At 66.6% G+C, this 17662-nt stretch carries 18 protein-coding genes and 1 pseudogene; 8 read left to right on the top strand and 11 right to left on the bottom strand.

The window, feature by feature from the left end; translation table 11 throughout:
- The first annotated feature begins 221 nt into the window (after positions 1-221).
- From FHS13_RS21040 to FHS13_RS21030, 3 genes are read left to right on the top strand one after another with little or no spacing between them, the layout of a single operon-like run.
- A complete protein-coding gene (locus FHS13_RS21040; RefSeq protein ID WP_184293700.1) occupies positions 222-497 on the top strand; it encodes a PqqD family peptide modification chaperone in 276 nt (91 codons plus the stop codon).
- Entirely contained in the window at positions 494-913 is a 420-nt protein-coding gene (locus tag FHS13_RS21035; protein ID WP_343065118.1) for a lasso peptide biosynthesis B2 protein, read from the top strand. Before FHS13_RS21040 ends, FHS13_RS21035 begins: the two co-directional genes overlap by 4 nt.
- Positions 914-935: 22 nt before the next feature.
- Positions 936-1970, top strand: coding sequence for a protein-L-isoaspartate O-methyltransferase family protein (locus FHS13_RS21030; protein WP_184293699.1), 1035 nt, complete (start codon positions 936-938; stop codon positions 1968-1970).
- 198 nt (positions 1971-2168) lie between these two features.
- On the opposite strand, the pseudogene FHS13_RS21650 reads toward FHS13_RS21030, so the two are convergent.
- The 5 genes and pseudogenes from FHS13_RS21650 to FHS13_RS21005 all read right to left on the bottom strand — a co-directional run.
- Positions 2169-2363: pseudogene (locus FHS13_RS21650) on the bottom strand (glutamate--tRNA ligase); the annotation flags it as partial.
- Positions 2364-2552: 189 nt separating this feature from the next.
- Complete coding sequence (locus FHS13_RS21990) at positions 2553-2828, bottom strand: transposase (RefSeq protein ID WP_425491207.1); 276 nt, start codon at positions 2826-2828, stop codon at positions 2553-2555.
- Between the two features lie 515 nt (positions 2829-3343).
- A complete protein-coding gene (locus FHS13_RS21015; protein WP_184293697.1) occupies positions 3344-3910 on the bottom strand; it encodes a pyridoxamine 5'-phosphate oxidase family protein in 567 nt (188 codons plus the stop codon).
- Between the two features lie 254 nt (positions 3911-4164).
- Entirely contained in the window at positions 4165-4611 is a 447-nt protein-coding gene (locus tag FHS13_RS21010; RefSeq protein ID WP_184293696.1) for a hypothetical protein, read from the bottom strand.
- Positions 4612-4735: 124 nt separating this feature from the next.
- The gene (locus tag FHS13_RS21005) at positions 4736-5308 is read right to left on the bottom strand and encodes an ATP-binding protein (RefSeq protein WP_184293695.1); all 573 of its coding nucleotides are present in this window, start codon (positions 5306-5308) and stop codon (positions 4736-4738) included.
- Between the two features lie 222 nt (positions 5309-5530).
- Between FHS13_RS21005 and FHS13_RS21000 the strand changes: the two genes are divergently transcribed.
- Together FHS13_RS21000 and FHS13_RS20995 are read left to right on the top strand one after the other, a co-directional pair.
- On the top strand, positions 5531-6394 hold the full coding sequence (locus FHS13_RS21000) for a helix-turn-helix domain-containing protein (RefSeq protein WP_184293694.1): 864 nt from the start codon (positions 5531-5533) through the stop codon (positions 6392-6394).
- Positions 6391-6570 carry a DUF397 domain-containing protein gene (locus FHS13_RS20995; protein ID WP_184293693.1) on the top strand — a complete coding sequence of 60 codons (180 nt, stop codon included), beginning with the start codon at positions 6391-6393 and terminating at the stop codon, positions 6568-6570. Before FHS13_RS21000 ends, FHS13_RS20995 begins: the two co-directional genes overlap by 4 nt.
- Before the next feature lie 87 nt (positions 6571-6657).
- On the opposite strand, the gene FHS13_RS20990 is transcribed toward FHS13_RS20995, so the two are convergent.
- From FHS13_RS20990 to fxlM, 6 genes are all read right to left on the bottom strand, one after another.
- Positions 6658-7689 carry a hypothetical protein gene (locus FHS13_RS20990; RefSeq protein WP_184293692.1) on the bottom strand — a complete coding sequence of 344 codons (1032 nt, stop codon included), beginning with the start codon at positions 7687-7689 and terminating at the stop codon, positions 6658-6660.
- Positions 7690-7796: 107 nt separating this feature from the next.
- Positions 7797-8687: a thiopeptide-type bacteriocin biosynthesis protein gene (locus FHS13_RS20985; protein ID WP_221443291.1), complete on the bottom strand. Its 891-nt coding sequence runs from the start codon at positions 8685-8687 to the stop codon at positions 7797-7799.
- A gap of 98 nt (positions 8688-8785) precedes the next feature.
- Entirely contained in the window at positions 8786-10009 is a 1224-nt protein-coding gene (locus tag FHS13_RS20980) for a lanthionine synthetase LanC family protein (RefSeq protein ID WP_184293690.1), read from the bottom strand.
- Entirely contained in the window at positions 10006-13077 is a 3072-nt protein-coding gene (locus FHS13_RS20975) for a lantibiotic dehydratase (protein ID WP_343065117.1), read from the bottom strand. Before FHS13_RS20975 ends, FHS13_RS20980 begins: the two co-directional genes overlap by 4 nt.
- Before the next feature lie 99 nt (positions 13078-13176).
- A complete protein-coding gene (locus FHS13_RS20970) occupies positions 13177-13365 on the bottom strand; it encodes an FxLD family lanthipeptide (protein WP_184293689.1) in 189 nt (62 codons plus the stop codon).
- Between the two features lie 5 nt (positions 13366-13370).
- A complete protein-coding gene (gene fxlM / locus FHS13_RS20965) occupies positions 13371-14639 on the bottom strand; it encodes a methyltransferase, FxLD system (RefSeq protein WP_184293688.1) in 1269 nt (422 codons plus the stop codon).
- Positions 14640-14944: 305 nt separating this feature from the next.
- On the opposite strand from fxlM, the gene FHS13_RS20960 reads away from it, so the two are divergent.
- From FHS13_RS20960 to FHS13_RS20950, 3 genes are all read left to right on the top strand, one after another.
- Positions 14945-15229 (top strand): hypothetical protein, encoded by a 285-nt coding sequence (locus FHS13_RS20960; RefSeq protein WP_184293687.1) that lies wholly within the window; start codon positions 14945-14947, stop codon positions 15227-15229.
- A gap of 190 nt (positions 15230-15419) precedes the next feature.
- Positions 15420-16370, top strand: a complete 951-nt coding sequence (locus FHS13_RS20955; protein ID WP_221443290.1) for a hypothetical protein — start codon at positions 15420-15422, stop codon at positions 16368-16370.
- A complete protein-coding gene (locus FHS13_RS20950) occupies positions 16367-17065 on the top strand; it encodes an HAD family hydrolase (RefSeq protein WP_343065116.1) in 699 nt (232 codons plus the stop codon). The genes FHS13_RS20955 and FHS13_RS20950 overlap by 4 nt, the downstream gene beginning before the upstream one ends.
- The last annotated feature ends 597 nt before the right edge of the window (positions 17066-17662 follow it).

The raw sequence follows: 17662 nt of genomic DNA, 5'->3' as shown, positions 1-17662 counted from the left end.
TCGCGCAGCTCATCGGGGTACTTCCTCGGTGCTGCCATGACTCTCATCCTTCCCAGGAATGAAAGCCTCCATCAGACCCGGCACGAAACAATCGGCGGTTCATACGTGGCGATGGCAGGCCTCTGCGACATCGTGGCCGCCGAGGTGTGGCTGCGCACGCTCCAATGTGGCCCGACCCTTCCCCAATCCACACAGCACGTACTCCTCACGGAGGGAGACCGATGACGGGCTTCACCCCTGCACCCGGAGTCCGGTACGCCGGAACCGACGACGGCGCGATGCTGCTGGACCTGTCCGCGGGAAAGTTCTTCGGGCTCAACCCGACCGCTGCCACCATGTGGCGGTTCCTTGCCTGCGGAACCTCACCCGAGGAAACGGCTCTCAGGCTGGCCTCAGATCTGGGTGTATCCGCGGAGCAACTGGTCGAAGATGTCCGTTCCCTCACCGCGGCACTGCTCGACCGCGGTCTGCTCTCCGAGGAGGTCTCCGCTCCGTGAGCTCGCACATGGCACTGCCCCTTCCCTCCGAAGCACGTCTGCGCCTGCGCGACCGCTGTGCGGGGCTGCTCGGTTTCACGCTGGCCGTGGTCCTGCTGCGTCTGCCTCTCAAGTACAGCGTGGCCGTGGTCGCACAACTCAAGCGCCGAACCCCTGGGCCTGCCACCGTGGCGGAGACAGAAACCGCCGTGGTCGCGGCCCGCCGCGCCGCACGCTGGTTCCCCGGTCGGGCCGCCTGTCTGGAGAACTCCCTCGCCGCCGCACTCACCGCCCTTCTGATGGGACACCGTGTGGACTGGTGCATTGGTGCCCGCCTCATGCCCTACGCGGCGCACGCCTGGGTCGAGGCCGAGGGCGTTCCGGTCGGTGAACCCGCCGAACCCGACCGCCCCTACCTCCTGCTTCAGCGAACGTGAACACCGAACCCGAAAGGACATGATGAGTGACGATCCGCAGGTGAGGGCCGCTCTCACGGCCGTGGACGAGGACCACTACACGCTCCATTCCGACGGCAGCCTCGTCCGGCAGAGCACGGCGGCCTCCTCGATCGCCAGGATGCTGGAACGGCTGGACGTGCGCCCGGGGATGCGGGTGCTCGAGATCGGCACGGGTTCGGGCTTCTCCAGTGCCCTGCTCGGCGAACTGGTGGGACCCGAGGGCACGGTGGTGTCCGTGGACGTCGTGGCCGAGCTCACCGAGAGGGCCCGAGACCTGCACAAGGCCCAGGGCCGCAGCAACATCGAACTCGTCACCGGGGACGGCGCTCTGGGAGCACCCGGCAGAGGACCGTTCGACCGGATCGTGGCCTGGGCGACACCGCGCCTCCTTCCCGAAGCATGGATGGAGCAGGCCGAACCGGGGGCCGTGGTGCTCACACCGGTTGAGCTGGCGCCAAGCGTGCGGACAGCCGCCATCCTGCGCGCCCGCGTGAACCAGGCGGGTGTTCCGGAAGGAGAGGAGTTCTTCGCCGGGCGCTACGTGGAGATGCACGGCCAGGAGCTGGAGCAGTGGCTGGTGCCCCCGCGCGGAGTGAACGCCCTGGTACATGCTGAGGACGGCCGAGAGCTGTGGATCTCGGCTCCTTGGGCGGCCGAGGACGGCGATGCCGCCTGCGACATGCTGGCGGCCCTGGCGGACGAGCCCACCGAGGAGGTTCCCATACTGAAGCCGGAGGAGTCGGCCGCAGACCTGACCGCCTACCTCTACGCCCGCCATGCCGAGGACATCAGCGTGATAGGGCTGGGCGGCTACGCCTGGGGCGTGGGCCGCGCGGACGCCGACGGCGCGGCGGTGTTCGCTGCTGCTACCCCGGGAAGCGTTGTACACGGCGGCGGCCCCGGACCGCTGGAGCAGCTCCGTGCATGGATCGCCGCGTGGCGCGAGGCGGACCGCCCGGGCTACGCCGACCTGAAACCTGTGCTCACCCGCAAGGACGAGGGCTGGCGCGTTCGCGCGCAACTCTCGAACACCTGAGGACCTGGCCAGGAAGAGGTCTGGGTGTTCGGCGCGGAACTGCGCCGAACACCCGGACCTCCGTACCTGTTCAAGAGCGGAGGTATGCAGACGGGTTACCATCCTGATCGCCTACCGCATATCCGCCCTGGAACAAATTCCGAGTCGAAGTCTCCGGAGCAGGTGGATCTGAGCTGCTGCCCGGCTGGAGCCGTCCGGTCAGACGTTGTGCCTTTCCAATGCCGTACTCAAACGGGCCGGCGTACGCTCGCGGCCCAGTAGTCCCAGGAATTCGAACAGTGGCAGACCCACCGTGCGCCCTGTCACCGCTACGCGGACCGGGACCTGAGTCTTGCCGAGCTTGGGTCCGTGAGCAGCGCCGACCTGTTCCAGGGCGCTCTTGAGCGACTCGGCGGCTCGAACCAACTGCAGCTCGCTCCAGTTGCTCGGGCCTCGGCCCACGCCGCGTTTCTCGTAGAAGGCGCGGGTGGAGTCAACCAGTGGGAGCAGCCGAGGGTCGATCATCTGCGACAACCCGAGCTGCATGGGCCACCCTATCGATCCGCCATGGCCGAATGAGAGCAACCCGGCAGTTGGGGCGTGCTACACCCATGGGAATGCGGCAGCGAGGCCGAGCTCGCCCCGCCGTTGCGCCAGCGACTGTACCTTCTCCAGCGCCCACGCCCAGACTCCTTGTTCGGCCCACCGGTTGGAGTTCTTGTAGATCGTGTTCCAGTTCCCGAACCGTTCAGGCATGTCCCGCCAAGGCGTGCCCGTGCGGAACCGCCACGCCGTGGCCTCCACTACCGTCCGTCGATCCACCGGCGGTCGGCCCGCCGCCTTCGTTTTCGGGAACGACGGGCCGATCACAGCCCACACCCCATCCGAGACCGCACCACGCGGCACGACCCTGGGTCTCGCCCGCGACTTGCCACATCAGGTTCGGCGACACGGTCCAGGGTGATCGTGTCCGAGCTCTCCGCTCTCCTTTTCAGAAAGGAGAATCCATAGACCGCGGTGAGTCCGCTCCAACTCTCCCCGCCCTCGACATCCGACTGATCGAGCAGGATGCCGACGTGGTGCAGCCGACCGATCTCACCGATGACAGCTGCGGCTCCGGCTGTTCTCGGAGCTGACCGGACATCGGGGACAGTTCCCTGCTCCGGGATCGGTTCTGGATCGGTCCATGCCATTGCCCCGTCACCATCGGGCTGCCGCAGACTGGTCGTCCTTCCGGCCCGGGGCCGCGCCTCTGTTCCAGCCGGTCTTCCGAGGCTGGTGAGGCAATCGCCTGGAAGCGATGCGCCGTTCTTGGTCTCGCTGCGTAAGGGAGCCGGGTTCCTCCCTGGCCCGAAAAGGCCGAAGACATCCTCCGGGACAACTGGTGACCAGCCTCAGTCAGACCCGGGGACCGGTAGGGCGGGCAGGCCGTCGATACTGGTGGCGTTGCGGGTGCGGTGGTACTCGTCGAAATAGTCGGTGCCGCGGTGCTCGTGGTGGCGGTCCAGGAGGTCGCGGTCGCCGCGCAGGTCCATGAGCGGAACCGAGAACCCGCAGGAGTCGGAGATACGGTGCACGTCGACCACGATGACGGCGCGCTGGCCCAGGGTGCGTTCCTTGGGAAAGTGGGTCCGCAGCTCACCGAAGTCGGGGTCGGCGGGTGTGGCGACGCGTCCGCGGCCGTGCAGGCGGACGATCTTGGGCGGTCCGTCGAAGGCGCAGAACATCACCACGATGCGCCCGTTCTCACGCAGGTGCGCGATGGTCTCGGCGCCTGATCCGGTGTAGTCGAGGTAGGCGACCTGCCGCTCGCCGAGGACGGCGAAGGTGCCGCTCATGCCCTTGGGGGAAACGTTGACATGACCCTCTCCCGACAGAGGTGCGCTGCCGACGAAGAACACCGGTTGCGCCAGGAGAAAACGCTCCAGCCGGGCATCGATGGCCTCGTAGATCTTGCCCATGATGGTGAGTCTGCCATGCGAAGGGCTGTAGGTTTCCTGCCCGCTGATCCAGCAGTGCGTGGTTGTCCTGCGGCTCCCGGCCGAGGCGGTCGGGAGCCGCACACGTGTGCGAGACCGGTCACCGCCCGTGCGTCCGCGCGCATGCGCCCTTGGTGCGCAGGCGAAACCGGTTCCGTCGCAACGGGGTGTCCACCCGCCCACCAGGCACCGTATTTCTCGGGTCCGGTGGGCGGGTCTCAACAGCAGTACGGGCGTCAGGCCGCAGCCTGAACGCGGGGGCCGGTGAGCGGTTGCGTCCAAGAGCGGGCGGTGGGCGATTCGGTGTGCGGCCACAGCGCCAGGAGAAGAGCGTCGACGTCACGGCCTTCCACCAGGCCGGTGGGGGTGACGGCCCAGAACGACTGGGTGGCCTCGCCGTAGTAGACGATCAGGTGCGGGTACTGGCGCTGGAGTGCGGCGGCGTGGGCGTGCTCGCGTGCGTACTCGGCGCGGTGGCCGCCCAGGCGGGGCAGGCGCTGGGCGCGGCGTCGGCGACAGGAGGGGTGGTCGCACCCGGGAAGGGGCTGCGCCGAAGGCGACCCTTGAGGGTGGGGGGAGACGGGCGGGCAGACGGGTCCGGGGAGGGGTCGGCGCCAGGGCAGTGGTACGGGGGCGGGTCCGGGGTCGACGGGCATGCGCGGGGCGGGGATAGGATTCCTCATTGATCCTGACTTTCTACATATCGCAAGTGTGTGGTTTTTGGGATCGGGGCCCGGGAGGTGTTGGCGCACTTCCTGGGCCCGTTTCACGTCGTGGGCGTGAAGGTGTTTGTCGCGCTGGTGCCGTCTACGGCTGGGTGTTCCAGGCGCTGTCGCGCAGGCTGTAGGCGAGGAAGAACCAGACCTGGCGGTAGTCGGGGATGCCGTTGTCGCCCCAGCTGGTGGCGAGGGCGTCGATCATGGCCAGGCCGCGGCCGGATTCGGCGTCCAGGTCCAGGCCGTTGGGGTCGGCCTTGAGGTGGACGCGGCGGTGGATGTCGGCGCGCCGGGTCTCGTTCTTGCTGCCCTGGTCGCGGCAGGTGAGCCGGAGCCCGTCGCGGGTGCGGTCGCAGCGCAGCGTGTAGACGCCGAAGGGCTCGCCCGACTTCGAGTGCTCCAGGGCGTTGTTGGCCAGCTCGCTGCCCAGGAGGGTGAAGAGGTAGCGGTAGTCGCGGTCCTGTCCAGCGGCGCAGGTGTCCAGGAAGGCGCGGACCAGTGGCATGTACTGGGTGGAGGACCCGAACTCGTAGCGGCGGCTCCGATAGGCGGCCCGGTCGGCGCCGCCGTTGAAGTAGTGGCGGCAGCGGGACGGGACCATCTCGCTGAGGGAGACGGTCACCTCGGGCAGGACGGGCATGGGCGCGGGCGCGTTTGCGGGCATGACGAACAGACTCCTTTGCGCAGGAAGAGAACAAGGGGTTCGGTGTGCCCGCAGGTGTAGGACCTTCGCGTTTTCCCACTCAGGGGAAGGGGCACGGCGTAGCCTGACCGGCAGGGACTCTCCGTGAGACCCCGGTCACTGCCACACCCCCATCATGAGCTCGATAATGTCGCCAGTCAAGCAGATCGCGACAATATCGAGAAAGTTCGTTAGAGTGTCCCCATGCGCATCCCTTACAGCCCAACCCTCCGCCTCCGCCGCCTCGCTGCCGAACTCAAGCAGGGACGGGAGCGTTCAGACCTGACCGTCAGCCAAGCCGGCAAGGCCCTCGGGTGGACCGCCTCCAAGATCAGCAAGATCGAAACAACCGAGACCCGCAGGATCACAGCAGGCGATCTCGACAGGATGATGGATCTCTACAAGATCCACGAGCCGTCGAAGCGCCAAGCGATGCACGCCTTAGCACGTGATGCCAGAGAACGCGGCTGGTGGTCCAAGTACAAGGAGATCTTCGGCTCACAAGCGCTCCCCGACTTCGAAGCCGAAGCCTCGGTGATCAAGAGCTTCCAGGCACTTGCCATCCCTGGCTTGCTGGAGACCAGGGAGTATGCCGAAGCGGTCTTCCGCGGCGGCCGCTACACGAGCCCGGACGAGATCGAACGTCGGGTCGAAGCAAGAATCACGCGACAAGAGATCCTCACCAAAGTCAATCCTGTGCACTTTCGCCTGGTCATAGACGAAGCAGCTCTGCGCAGGACGATCGGCAGCCCAGACGTGATGGCAGGCCAACTTCGTTACATGCTGCACATGGCCGAGCTTCCGAACATCGACATCCAAGTGCTCCCCTTCTCAGCAGGCTCCCATGCCGCTTTGGTGGCTCCCTTCAGCATCCTGGAGTTCCCCGACCACCTGGCTCCGCCCATCGCCCATGTGGACGCGGTGACCGACTCAGTATTCTTCGAAGAGCCCGATGAGGTCTCGCGCTACAGCGCAACGTTCGGCGACATCCAAGGCACTGCCCTCAGCACCGCACAGAGCGCTCAGTTCATAGCCGAAGTGCTCAAGACCCTAGAAGAGGAAGCATGATCCAGCAGCTGGTGTTTCGAAAGAGCAGCTACAGCGGCCAAGGGCCAGACTGTGTGGAGGTCGCCGAGCTCCCCCGTGGTGCGGCCATCCGCGACTCCAAGCACCCCGACGCCGGGCACCTTCCCTTCCCCGCCGACGAGTGGGCCGGTTTCCTCAGCGCCGCTCTCTCTCACTAGCCGACAGAACCGACTGGTGCCCGATCGCTCCCGTAGGGGGACAGATCGGGCACTGAGGTACTTCGAAGCTTCCGAACAGCGGCGGATTCAACCGGGAGACCGTCGGGTGCACCGGAGAACCTCTTCTGCAATGTGTACGGCCTGCGCCAAGGATCTGAACGAAGCGCGCGACATCCCCTTCTGCCCCAGCCCTGCCGCGCGGATGCGCCGAGCCAGTGTGTGCTTCTGCTCCGCTGCCGCTCGTGCACAGGTCAGCGGGTGCTCGAGTGCTTCCCTGGCGAGGAAGGCATCGTCAGACGCCACAGCTTCGGCAAGCAGTTCCGTGCACCACTGGCCAACCTGGGCCGGATGCTCTACGAGCAGTTCAGCCGCCACCAGTCCGAGCCGGAAACCGAAGAGCGCAGTCGCCGTCTCTGTCATTATGCGAGCTTCTTGGACCGCCTCGCGCAGGTGCGCGCCTTCAGAAGGACCGAACCTGCCTTGGAGGAGGCTGCCGTAGCCGCGCAGGCAAGCGATGACCGCGTGCTCCCACAGCTGAGTCACCGGCGCGGCATCCACGAGTGTGCGGGCCTCCTCGAACCGCCCCTGGGCCAGGTGGGCAATCACCTGGGCCTGGAAGTGTTCGCCGGCCTTCCCCCCGCTTCGGTCGTAGGTGTGCGCGTGCTCTGCGGCACGGTCCCACTGGCCGGTGCGCGCCAACAGTCGTGTGCCGTCCTCGAGCATGGCCACATCCAGCCACCGGGACACCTCCTGGTCCTGGCTCCTGCCCTCGCACAGGTCGTCGAAGTCGACGGCCAGGCCGTGGATGTGTGTGCTCCCACCATGCAGCGCTCCCTCGTACAGGGCGCACAGTTCTCGGTGGGCCTGGTGCAGGTCTCCGGAGCGTGCGGTCAACCGGATGAGGTTGAGCAGGGGCTGGAGGGTGTGGATCGCGTCGCGCCTTTGCACAGGCCTTTCCTGTTGCAGAAGGCGAAACTGGCGTTTGCACCACCGAGCGGCCACGCCGGGAAGACCGCAGTCAGCGGCGATCAGGGCCGCCAGGTTCCACGCCGCGTGGGCACTGCGCCGCTGCCCCTCTCCATCCCGGCCGTGTTGTGCCGCCTGGGCGTAGGTGTTCACCTGATGGATACGACTGCCCAGGTCGGGACAGGCCAGACGGGGGCGACGCACCAGAGGGAAGCGATCCGACAGAGGAGGACACACCGACCGCTCGTGTGCGGATGTGCTCATGGCTGTACCTGCCCGCCCTGATCCGGGATGTCGAGAACGGCTGCACGCGCTGCCCATGCCATCGCGGCTTGAGCGCGTGCCGAGAGACCGAGCCGGTTCCAGTGGAAGATGACCTGGTAGGCCAGGATTCGGCGCAGTCCTCGTTCCAGAATTCCTTCACGGGCTGCGGCCCCTAGCCGGCGGCCTGCCTGGTCAAACGCCTTCACCCAGCCTGCAGACGTCTCCAGGGCGCGGCCGGGGCCGAACATCGACCCGTGCGGGGAGGTGTCGGCCAAGAGCAGGATGCGTACATCCTCGGCCAGGTCTCGGAGTCCCGGTGGTGCGCTGCCACCGGGCAGGGGGCGTTCGCGGCACACGTGGTTCCACACGTCGCCCTGCTCGTACCATTCCAGGCCGGCGGAGCGCATGAACTGCACGCACAGCAGCAGTGACAGCTCCCGGCGTCCCAGTTGGCTGTGTGCTCCTGTGCCCAGGGCCAGGACGGCGCTGCTGTCGGCGCAGAAGAGCTGGTGCGCTGCGTCCATTCCCTCCTGTCCGCCGAACGCCGCGGTTTCCGGCTCGTACACATTCGCCCACCAGCGCCGCAGGCATCCGGCACGCACCAGGTGGTTCAGGACCGAGTCCAGGTCAGTCCCTGGCCGGAGCTGGTGCAAGCGCAGCCTCCAGCAGGGGTGTTTGCGGATGAACCACCAACCGGCGATGTCACCACGTGCGTGGGCGCCATGAAGTGCCGGACTCAGATGGTGGGCTGCGGTGTGCTCGGCTGCGGCCCAGTCGCTGAACTCCAGACAGAACTGAGACCAGTCCTGGGCGGTGTGCTCGGCCAGGGCCTGGCGTCCAGCCCGGCTGAACACCTCCACCAGCCTCTCCAGGTCGGCGGGGTCCATCCCGGCATTCTGAGCTGCTGCATGGAGCGGTGCTCCGGCCAGGACAGAGGCGATGGCGTGCTCGGTCGCCTTATCCGCTTCAGTCACGGTCGGTGGGTTCAGTCGATGAGCAGGCATGCGTCCCATCCCGAGAGCGGTGCGGTGCGTGCGGCGGCTGTGGACAGGGCCAGGGCCGGTCCCGCACGGCCTTCGAGAAAACCCGGCCCCGGGGTGTCCGGGGCATGGCGCGCCAGGAACGTGGCCAGCCGAGGCAGATGAGCGGCCAGCGCGGGGGTACTGGCATCGCGGGCCGCGCGCCAGGTGGTCTGGTAGACCCCGGCCCATCCGTGGCACAGGCTCGCGTCATGCAGGCGTTCCATCTGGGCAGCATCGGACAGACACGCATGTAGGGCGTGTTCGTAGAAGTGCTGCCGTTTCAGGTCTCCGATAGCCAACGCGGCGAGCTGGCCGGCGCGGGCAATGCCGGGAGTGCCGTAGCACCAGGAGGGGCGTGCCGGACCCTGCTGGTGGGGATGGTCGGTGGCCAGGTCGCGGGCGGTGAGGTGCTCAGGCCACCACGGTCCGGCTTTACTGTCCTGGCGCCACTGGTCGAGGTGGTCCAGGATGGTCTCAATCGCCTCGTACTGACCGGTGACGATGATGCCGCGCCGTTGGGCCTGGCTGAGCAGCATGAGCGGCCCGGTGATGCCGTGCGCGGCGCCCAGGTTGCCGTGCCCGTCCGCGTAGTGGACCGAGGCGCCCCGGCTGGGGTCGTGGCCTACCCACCATCCGGGACGGGACCGGCCTTCTGTCACCAGAGGGCGGGTGAGGGCGACCAGGTAGTCCAGGATGCGGCCCAGCGCGCTTCCGCCGGGGTCTTGGCGCAGCAGATGGGCACCGATTCCGGTGAGCCCGTAGAAAGTATCGTACTCACCGAAAGTGGCGAGCTCACCTCTGCGGATGCGTTCCATGGCGGTCTCGACGCGCCGATGGGCAAGCGAGCTCACATGGGCCTCCAGTTCGGCGCGGGCCGGTGCATAGCGGCCGGTGCCGGAGTCGGCGGCGGCCAGGACGAAGGCGACCGCCGGCGCTCCCAGGAACAGACCGGTGGTGTCGGCAGCACTGACCTGTTCGAGCACTGCCGCTCGGATCCACCGGTGCGCCTGCTGCCAGGTGCCCTGTCCGTTGTGGGCGCGTTCGATGTGAACCAGAGCGATCCCTGCCGCCCCCTGGGCCAGGGACTGGCCCGTCCACGGCTCCTCCCCCGGATCCGGACTGTCCAGTCGGGCGGCCAGACGGTCGGCGGCTGCCGCGCTGTCCGGGTAGGACGTGGGTGTGCTCACTTCGGCCTCCGAGCGGTGTGTGCCAGCGCCACGGCCCGTGCGGCACGGATCGTGGCGGCCTCCTGTTCGGGATCCGCCCCGAGCGTGCGTACCTGGTGCAGGTGCAGCAGGGACCGTAGGACCGTGGTTGGTTCGCGCTCGGCGGCCAGGTGCTTGCGGTAGTCGGCCAGGGCTCGGGCGCGCGCCTGCCAGGCCTGGGCCACGTGGGTTCCGCCCACCAGTCGGTGCAGCGTCGCGTATCCCTGTCCGGGGGCGGACAGGGCCAAGGCTTGGCGGCGCACCTCGCGGTCCACCGGGCCGGGGGTGTGGGCCAGGTCGTGCACCAGCCACGCCAGGCCTTCCGCTGGGGTGGAGGTGAAGCAGGTGACGAGGTCGACCATGCCTGCTGCTGTCAGTGCCTGAGCCTCGATGCCTGTGCTGCGCGATGCACGAATCTGCGCCAGAGCCGTGTCGGAGTCGGCTCGCCACACCTCCTCGGCCGCCTCCATCGCCGCTCCGTGCCCGTACCGGCCGTGCTGAGGGTGGTAGGCGGCCAGCTCCATGTGCGCAAGGAGGTGTTCGCGGCGCAGCTGCTCTGCCCAGGTGTGCAGGTCCTCCAGTGCATCACCGTAGCGGTGGCTTTCGGACGGGCACACGGACAGTTCCAGGAAGGTCGGTGCGTCGGGACGGGTCAGGTCGCGGTGTCGGCTGAACCACCACCGCGCCGAACCCGATGCCACAATGCCCAGTACGGGCAGGTGGTCGGTGAGGATCTCGTCGACGCGCTCGGGGTGGACGTACAGGCGCGTGTGCAGTACACGGCTGCCGGGCAGCTGCATCTCCTGTGCTTGCACCTGATGCGCCGGTTCTGCCCCGAACACGGGTCCGAGGCAGGACTCGGGCGTGCGCAGGGACACCACGAGCTCATGGGCACGCCCGAGCCAGCCCGCCTGCTCGGGGCCCCAGGCTTCACTCAACTCCACACGCCCGGCTCGGCCCAGGCGCTGATGCAACAGGTGGCGGTGCAGCGGTTGGGACAGGTCCAGGGGCAAGCGCCGGTCGTGCTCGACCAGAGCCACTCGTGCAGGCACCCGCCAGCGTGCGCGCCACTGCTCCAAGTTCGCCTCCCACAGCGTCTGGGAGTCGCGGGAATCCGGTAGGTCGTCGTCGGACAGCAGCCAACGAGCCGGCGCCACGACGGTGTTGCCGTAGCGCACTCGCGGCAGGTAGGGCAGGCGCGCAGCAGCGCCGAAGTCGAAGGCACCGTAGGCAGCACAGCGGGCTGTGGCGACCTCCGCTAGGAACCGGGCCAGGGGCGGGGTGTGGGTACCCGCCTCCAGTGCATGGGCCACCCTCAGTTCGATGCGCTGGCCCGTCGAGAGTCGGCGCAAGTGCATACCGGTCGCGTCGGCTCCCACCCCCAGGTCAGCGACCTCGATCACGTCCTGGCCATCCGGGTGGTGTTCGGCCAGCGGGACCACGTGGGATGCCAATCGCCGGGTGCGGACGATGTTGTCGTTGCGGCGCTTGCGTGCTGGAAAACTCAACTGGGCCACGACCACGTCGTCAGTGGCGGGCGAGCGATAGGTGGTGGCAAGGGCGTCGCGGGCCTGGTCGGACAGCAGGTGCGCGAACCGGCCAAGCAGGCTGCTGCCCGGGCGTGGGGCGCCGGTCACCACGGCGGTGAATTCCTCTCGTGCCAGGGCCTGCACCGTGGGGGCGTGGAGCTGCACGCACAGCTCCACCCGTGGCGGCGGCGCGATCTGCTCTCCCTGGGCCGGCCCCAGACGGGTGATCAGCTCCTCGGTCAGGACGATTTCCTCACCTTGGCGGGCTGTGGTCTGTTGGACCAGCTCCAGAAGGACGGCATCCCGCTCGGTGAACAGCGTGTGCGGACGCCGTCGGCCTGCTCCCAGGTACTCAGCAGGCCATCCCAAACCGCTGTCGGACACCAGCTCCAGGACCGGCACCACGGCACCGGGCCCATAGCGTGCGCGGAAGCGATGGTGGTAGTCGCGCCATTCAGGACGGCCGAACGGGTGGGCCGAGACACGGGCGAGCACGTCGGCGGTCTTCTCGATGGTGCGTACCACGCCGGTGGGCAGTTCCACCCGGCAGTCCAGAGCCGTGTCGACGATGACAGGCAGCGGTGCCACGCCGGTGAGCGTTCTCATCCGCTGCAGGGTCGGTTCCTGAAGCGGCCAAGCGGTGTGCGCTGTCGGTCGGGCCAGATCGTGGTGGATGCTGTGCAGCTGCCCGACCAGGTCGGTGATCTGGCTGATGCGGTCCGCACCTGCTTCGGTGAGCTGGATACACAGGTGTCCCAGAGCGTCGGTGCATGTCATCGGCGCCCACAGGTTGGACAGCAGCAGGTTCTGGGACAGCAGCTCTCCCAGCAGTGCGTCGATCCTCTCCCTTGGGGTGTCCGGGAAGCGTCGGACGAGTGCTCCGCGCACCCCGCTGTAGGGCACCGAGGTGCGTGCGGCTTCCAGAGCCATGGCCACCGGCGGGGTGCGGCGCACGGAGACCTCCACCGGCGAGGCCAGGCGCTCGTGCCCATCTGCTGACTGTCCGGCGACAACGACCCTTTGGCCGCGGATCTGGGCGGTGTTGTTGGCCACCACGTGCAGGCGCTCGACCAGGGCGGGACACTGGTGCAGGCGTGCGATGACATCGGCAAGCCATTCGGTGTCGGCACGCAGGCAGACTCGGTGGTCGCCTCCCCAGAGCACCGCCGGATCAGGGCCGAAGGTGATCGGAGCGACGCCCGCGAACAAGCCGAACGGGGTGGGCCGCTGCCACCGAGCGAGGTAGGCGGCCATCGACAGTACGGCTTTGCGGAGTCGGCGCTCATCGGTGTACTGCCCCCTCGTCATGGCTTCGACCTGGGCGTACAGCACCGGGCTGGAGGCGCTTACGGCGTTCCTTGCCTGCGGGTGCTCCCACAGGATCGACAGCCACTTCCGGCTGGCCGAGGGCTCTCGCAGGTCCGGCATGTCGTGGAAAGCAGGGAGGTCGCCGGGGTCGGTGCTGGCACGCAGAAGCGCTGTGCCTTGCCACTGGTACCCCGGGGCGGTGGGTTCGGGCACGATGCCTTCTTCCGTATACACGGATACAGGGGTGGAAAGACAAAGGGGTGCGCCAGGTGCCGTGTCAACGGCCCCCCCGGCGCACCCGCGCCGGGAGGGTCAGACCGGGTCGCCGACGTAGGAGTTGCAGGCCGAGGCGCTGCCCGCGCAGGTGTTGCCGCACCCGTCACCGGTGTTGCACATCAGCTTGCCGACCGGGTGGGTTGCCACAACGACGCGCACGTCCAGCGCGAAGTCGTCGAGCGGCCGCTCGGCCAAGGCGGTGGCACCGATGGTGGAGCTCTGCATGTGGATCACTCTCCTTGTCCTCGAATGGGGTGGTCCTGGCTCTGAGCGGTGTCCGGCTCGGGCCAGGAGAATGTGATACGGCTGTACCGCTTGGTAATGACGTGCCTGCTGGGAAGCTGGCCGTCGGGGGTGTCGGCGGGGTAGGCATCGATGTGCGGACCGGGACCGCCTCGCTGTTCACGTCCCCAGGCCTGCACGTGCTCGGCCACTGCGGCGGCGAACACCTCGCCTTCGGGACCGAAGGCGTGGACGCCGTACTCGACATCGTTTTCGGGGGTACGGCGGGTGACGAGGTAGGCGAAGTTGCCGCCCTCGACCGCGGCCAGGGAGAAGCGGGGGTTGTTCGGAGCGACCAGTCCGGTGTCCAGGTCCGGGTCCACCGCCATGGTGCAGAACCCCGGCAGTGTCGTGGCCAGGTACAACTGCAGGGTGCCGATCAGCTCCTGAGGAGCGACCGTGACTCCGGTCCACACCTCCACCCGCGCAGTACGTACCGCGTTGTCCAACAGGCGGGGATCGGCCGGGGTCTCGTCGTCGAACCGCAGTCCGATCTCTTCGGTACCGTTGACCAGCACCAGGGTTTCGGCGTGCTCCCCGCTTCCTTGCATGGGCACGAACCCGCACACCTGGGGGTCGGAACCGGCCAGATGACCTGCGGCCTTGGTGAAGGCGATCGACCGGGTCAGGTTGCGTATCCGCAGCGGCACCACCAGTCGGCCGCCCTCGGCCAGGTTGTCCGCCCACCCTGGAGGAATGTCCCAGGCGCCGGCGGTGACGATGATGCGGTCGTAGAGGCCGTACTGGGGCACACCGTCGTCGGCGTCCGCGCACACCACCCTCACCTGGGGATAGCCGGCACCGGCCAGAAAACGCCGGGCCCGGTCGGTGACCTCCGCGTCGATGTCGACCGTGGTGACCTCTCCAGCGTCTCCGACGATTTCTGAGATCAAGGCGGCGTTGTAGCCGCCCGAGCCGATTTCCAACACCCTGTGCCCGGGCTGCAACTGTGCCTGTTCGAGCATCATCGCCTGGATCTGCGGTGCCGACACCGAGCTCACTGCAACCCCGTACTCGTCGGTCTTGGTGATCACCGCGTCGTAGGGTGCGTAGACCTCTTCCAGCTCGGCGCCGGGGGCGAACTGCTCCCGGGGCACGGTCCGCATGGCCTTCTCCACGTCCGTACAGGTGATGAACCCATCCTGGAGAAGTTGGTCAACCGCCTGCTGGCGGAGGCGTCCGGCCTGGCCGGAGGCCGCGGTGGCCATATCGGTCATAAATATCCCCTTTGTATCAAAAAGGTCTCTGCAGAAAAGGCTTCAACTTCTCAATGGCGCCCCTCTTTGGCTGACAGAGCGCTCTGCGGTTCAGTACCGAACCCGCGACAAGGACCGCGCCGACACAGGCACCCCCACATACGTTGGTAGCGCATGCGGCAGCCCGCCCTGAAGAGCTTCCACCAGTTGGGCAGCCTCATGAATGGTCTGGGCAACTGCGCATCCCAGCTGGTCAGCAAGGCCAGGCCTCCGCCAGGGGCCGCTCCCATCACGACCAGGCAGGATGTACTCATACGAACGACCACATGTTCGACACCGCCGCGCTGGGCGAAGCCGACAAAACCACCTGCCATGGCGAACAGCTGGCTCGCTATGGCTACCCAACGTTCTACGTCCCCCAAAGCGAGGTTTGCGAAGAACGCCCGGATGAGCTGGTCCCGGGCGAAGAGCAGGACACCTTCAACACCGCCATGGCATTGTTCGAAAGAGGTCAACCGGCCTGTCAGCGCACAGCCACCGGCACGGCTCTCTTCAAGAGAAGAGCGGCTGGAAGGGATCATGGAGATACTGTTGCCAGAGCTTGCGCATAAGTCTATGCACGGGGACTTATTCTTCTGATGCGCGAGCATATGCCTATCGGCATGAGGGATATTCTTCGTGCATACCCTCTCCTCCACAACCTGGAAAACGGCCATGACCTGCGGAAACTGCGGACTGTACCGCTCTGGGAGACCCCCGATCTGCTCTTGCATCCCTGCGTGGTTCTGGGAGAAGTCCGAGGTGAGGCGAGCACTGGACGAGCACAGCGCCGCCGAAATCGTGCGACTGCTGCGCCGCATGGTGCCCCACCTGGACCAGATGAGCATCGGAAACATGGCTGGCCTGGCACAGAGCACTGTCAGCCGCATCGAAGCCGGACGCAGCCTGGGTATGGAACGCTCCTTGCAGGCGCTGGAAGCCCTCGGAGCCTCTACAGGGCACCGATCCGTCGAGTACGTCTCCTCAGACGGCATGCAGGCCAGGGACTCCTCCCTGGGCCAGCTCCCAGGCGGAGGCGTCAGCCATCCCTCTCGTACCGGACCACTGCGCGAAGCACGCACCGGCACGACTCCTGAGCGCGTATCGCGCCCAGCGGGACTGCGCCCGCACATCGAGCGCGCCTTCGCACAGGAAACGGTCACCATCGACTTCGCCGGCTTCAGCGGTGAGACTCTGCACGGTGCGCTGCAAGAGCCCCTCGACCTGGTGCGCGAGGGCAGAATGTCGCCCCAAAGCATCCACATCCGCATTCTCGTGCCCGATCTATCCGATCCAGTAGGGCTTCCGGTGCGCGCCGACACTCGGGAAGACGATCCCCAGGTCCGCGCTCGGATGCGCCGGATCATGCACCGTCACACTCAGGGCGTGGAAGACGTCGTACGCGAGCTTGAGCACCTCGGCATCGTTCCTGAGGCCCGCGTGGAGATACGGGTATACAGGTCAGTGCCCATGTTCAAGATTTACATCATCAACGGCAAAGAGGTCTTCTTCGGCTATTACCCGGTCAAGGAGAATGTTGTCCTTCTCGGCCATGAGAAAATCGAGATCCACGACCTGATGGGCAGGGACTCAACCCTCTTCCGATATATCGACGACGGAAACCCCCTGTCCATCGAATCCCAATACGTCAACCAGACAAAGATGTGGTTCACCAGCATCTGGGATTTCTTCTCCAAGGAGCCTGCGGAGTGATCGCAAACGCTGTTGATCTCATGCGCCGCGTACGCGCCGTCCTGCTTGACTTCGACGGTCCTGTGTGCAGTGCTTTCGCGGGATACCCCGCTCATGAAGTTGCCGACCACATACTCGACAACGCCAGACAAGCAGGGCTTCCCATCCCCTCTGAAGCCTCCGAGCAGACCGACCCCATGCAGGTGCTTCGCCACCTCCACCAGATCGCACCGCAGTTCCACATCCATGCTGAGAGGCTCCTCCGCGATGCCGAAGTCAGATCAGTGCGCGAAGCGAAACCAGGGCCAGGGGCCGTAGATTTCCTGGAAGCCTGCAAGGAGACAGGGCGTCCGGTCGCGGTGGTGAGCAACAACTCTCCAGAGTCGGTCACTGCCTTCTTGGACCACCATGGCCTGAGCGGTTACATCACCAGTGTCCATGGCAGGGAGAAAACCTCGCCCGAGCTGATGAAACCACACCCCTACCTACTGAAAAACGCTCTCCAGGCCCTCTCATCCAGCACTGATCAGTGTCTCATGGTCGGCGATTCGACCGCAGACATCGAAGCTGCCCACACCATCGGGATACCGACAGCCGGATACGCCAACCGTCCAGGCAAGGCCTTTCTCTTCGAGCAACTGGGCAGCGAGATCATCATCCACCGCATGGAAGAACTCGCCGACATGGCCCGCCGAGGAAGCCCATACCACTTCTGACAGCAACCAGCAAAAGAAAGAACGATACATCAAATATCTCAAGATCTATAAAATAACTTCGTACCGAGGTCGCGGCAAGTACTCTCTTGAGTCGTGACGAGACCGGCTTCCCTTCGCGTCGATGGCGACGTTGGTCCAACCGAAGGCCGTTGCGTGCAGGTTGCGGTCACTACCGAGGCTCTCGGCTGCAGGTGGGCTTGGCGGAGGAAGCGGGGTGCCGCGGCCCTGTCGAACTCGGCAGCGGCAACTGTCGCCGCCGCAACGGACAGATCACCGTAGACACTCAGTTCCTCAGGGGTGCCAGCGCACATACGGCGTTCAAGTGCATCTGCCGCGCCCATGGCCGGTTCGGCAGCTTCGGTGGGGGCCGCTCCGTCTCGTGCGGGCGGGTTCTGGCGGGCTTCCACAGCCATGCGGGTGGCGCGTTCGCGTAGCTCATCGGGGTACTTCCTCGGTGCTGCCATGGCTCTCATCCTCCTCAGGAATGAAAGCCTCCATCAGACCCAGGGCTGTTTCATTCTCGGCATGCAGTAACGTTCGCGCTGGTCACGGCAACCCGATCACGTCTAGCGGGCGGGTGAACGCCTCATACGACAC

This window comes from Nocardiopsis algeriensis (assembly GCF_014203695.1).
Classification (GTDB): Bacteria; Actinomycetota; Actinomycetes; order Streptosporangiales; family Streptosporangiaceae; genus Nocardiopsis; species Nocardiopsis algeriensis.
The sequence above is the reverse complement of the archived record's forward strand: the minus strand, read 5'-3'. Positions and strand labels throughout refer to the sequence as shown.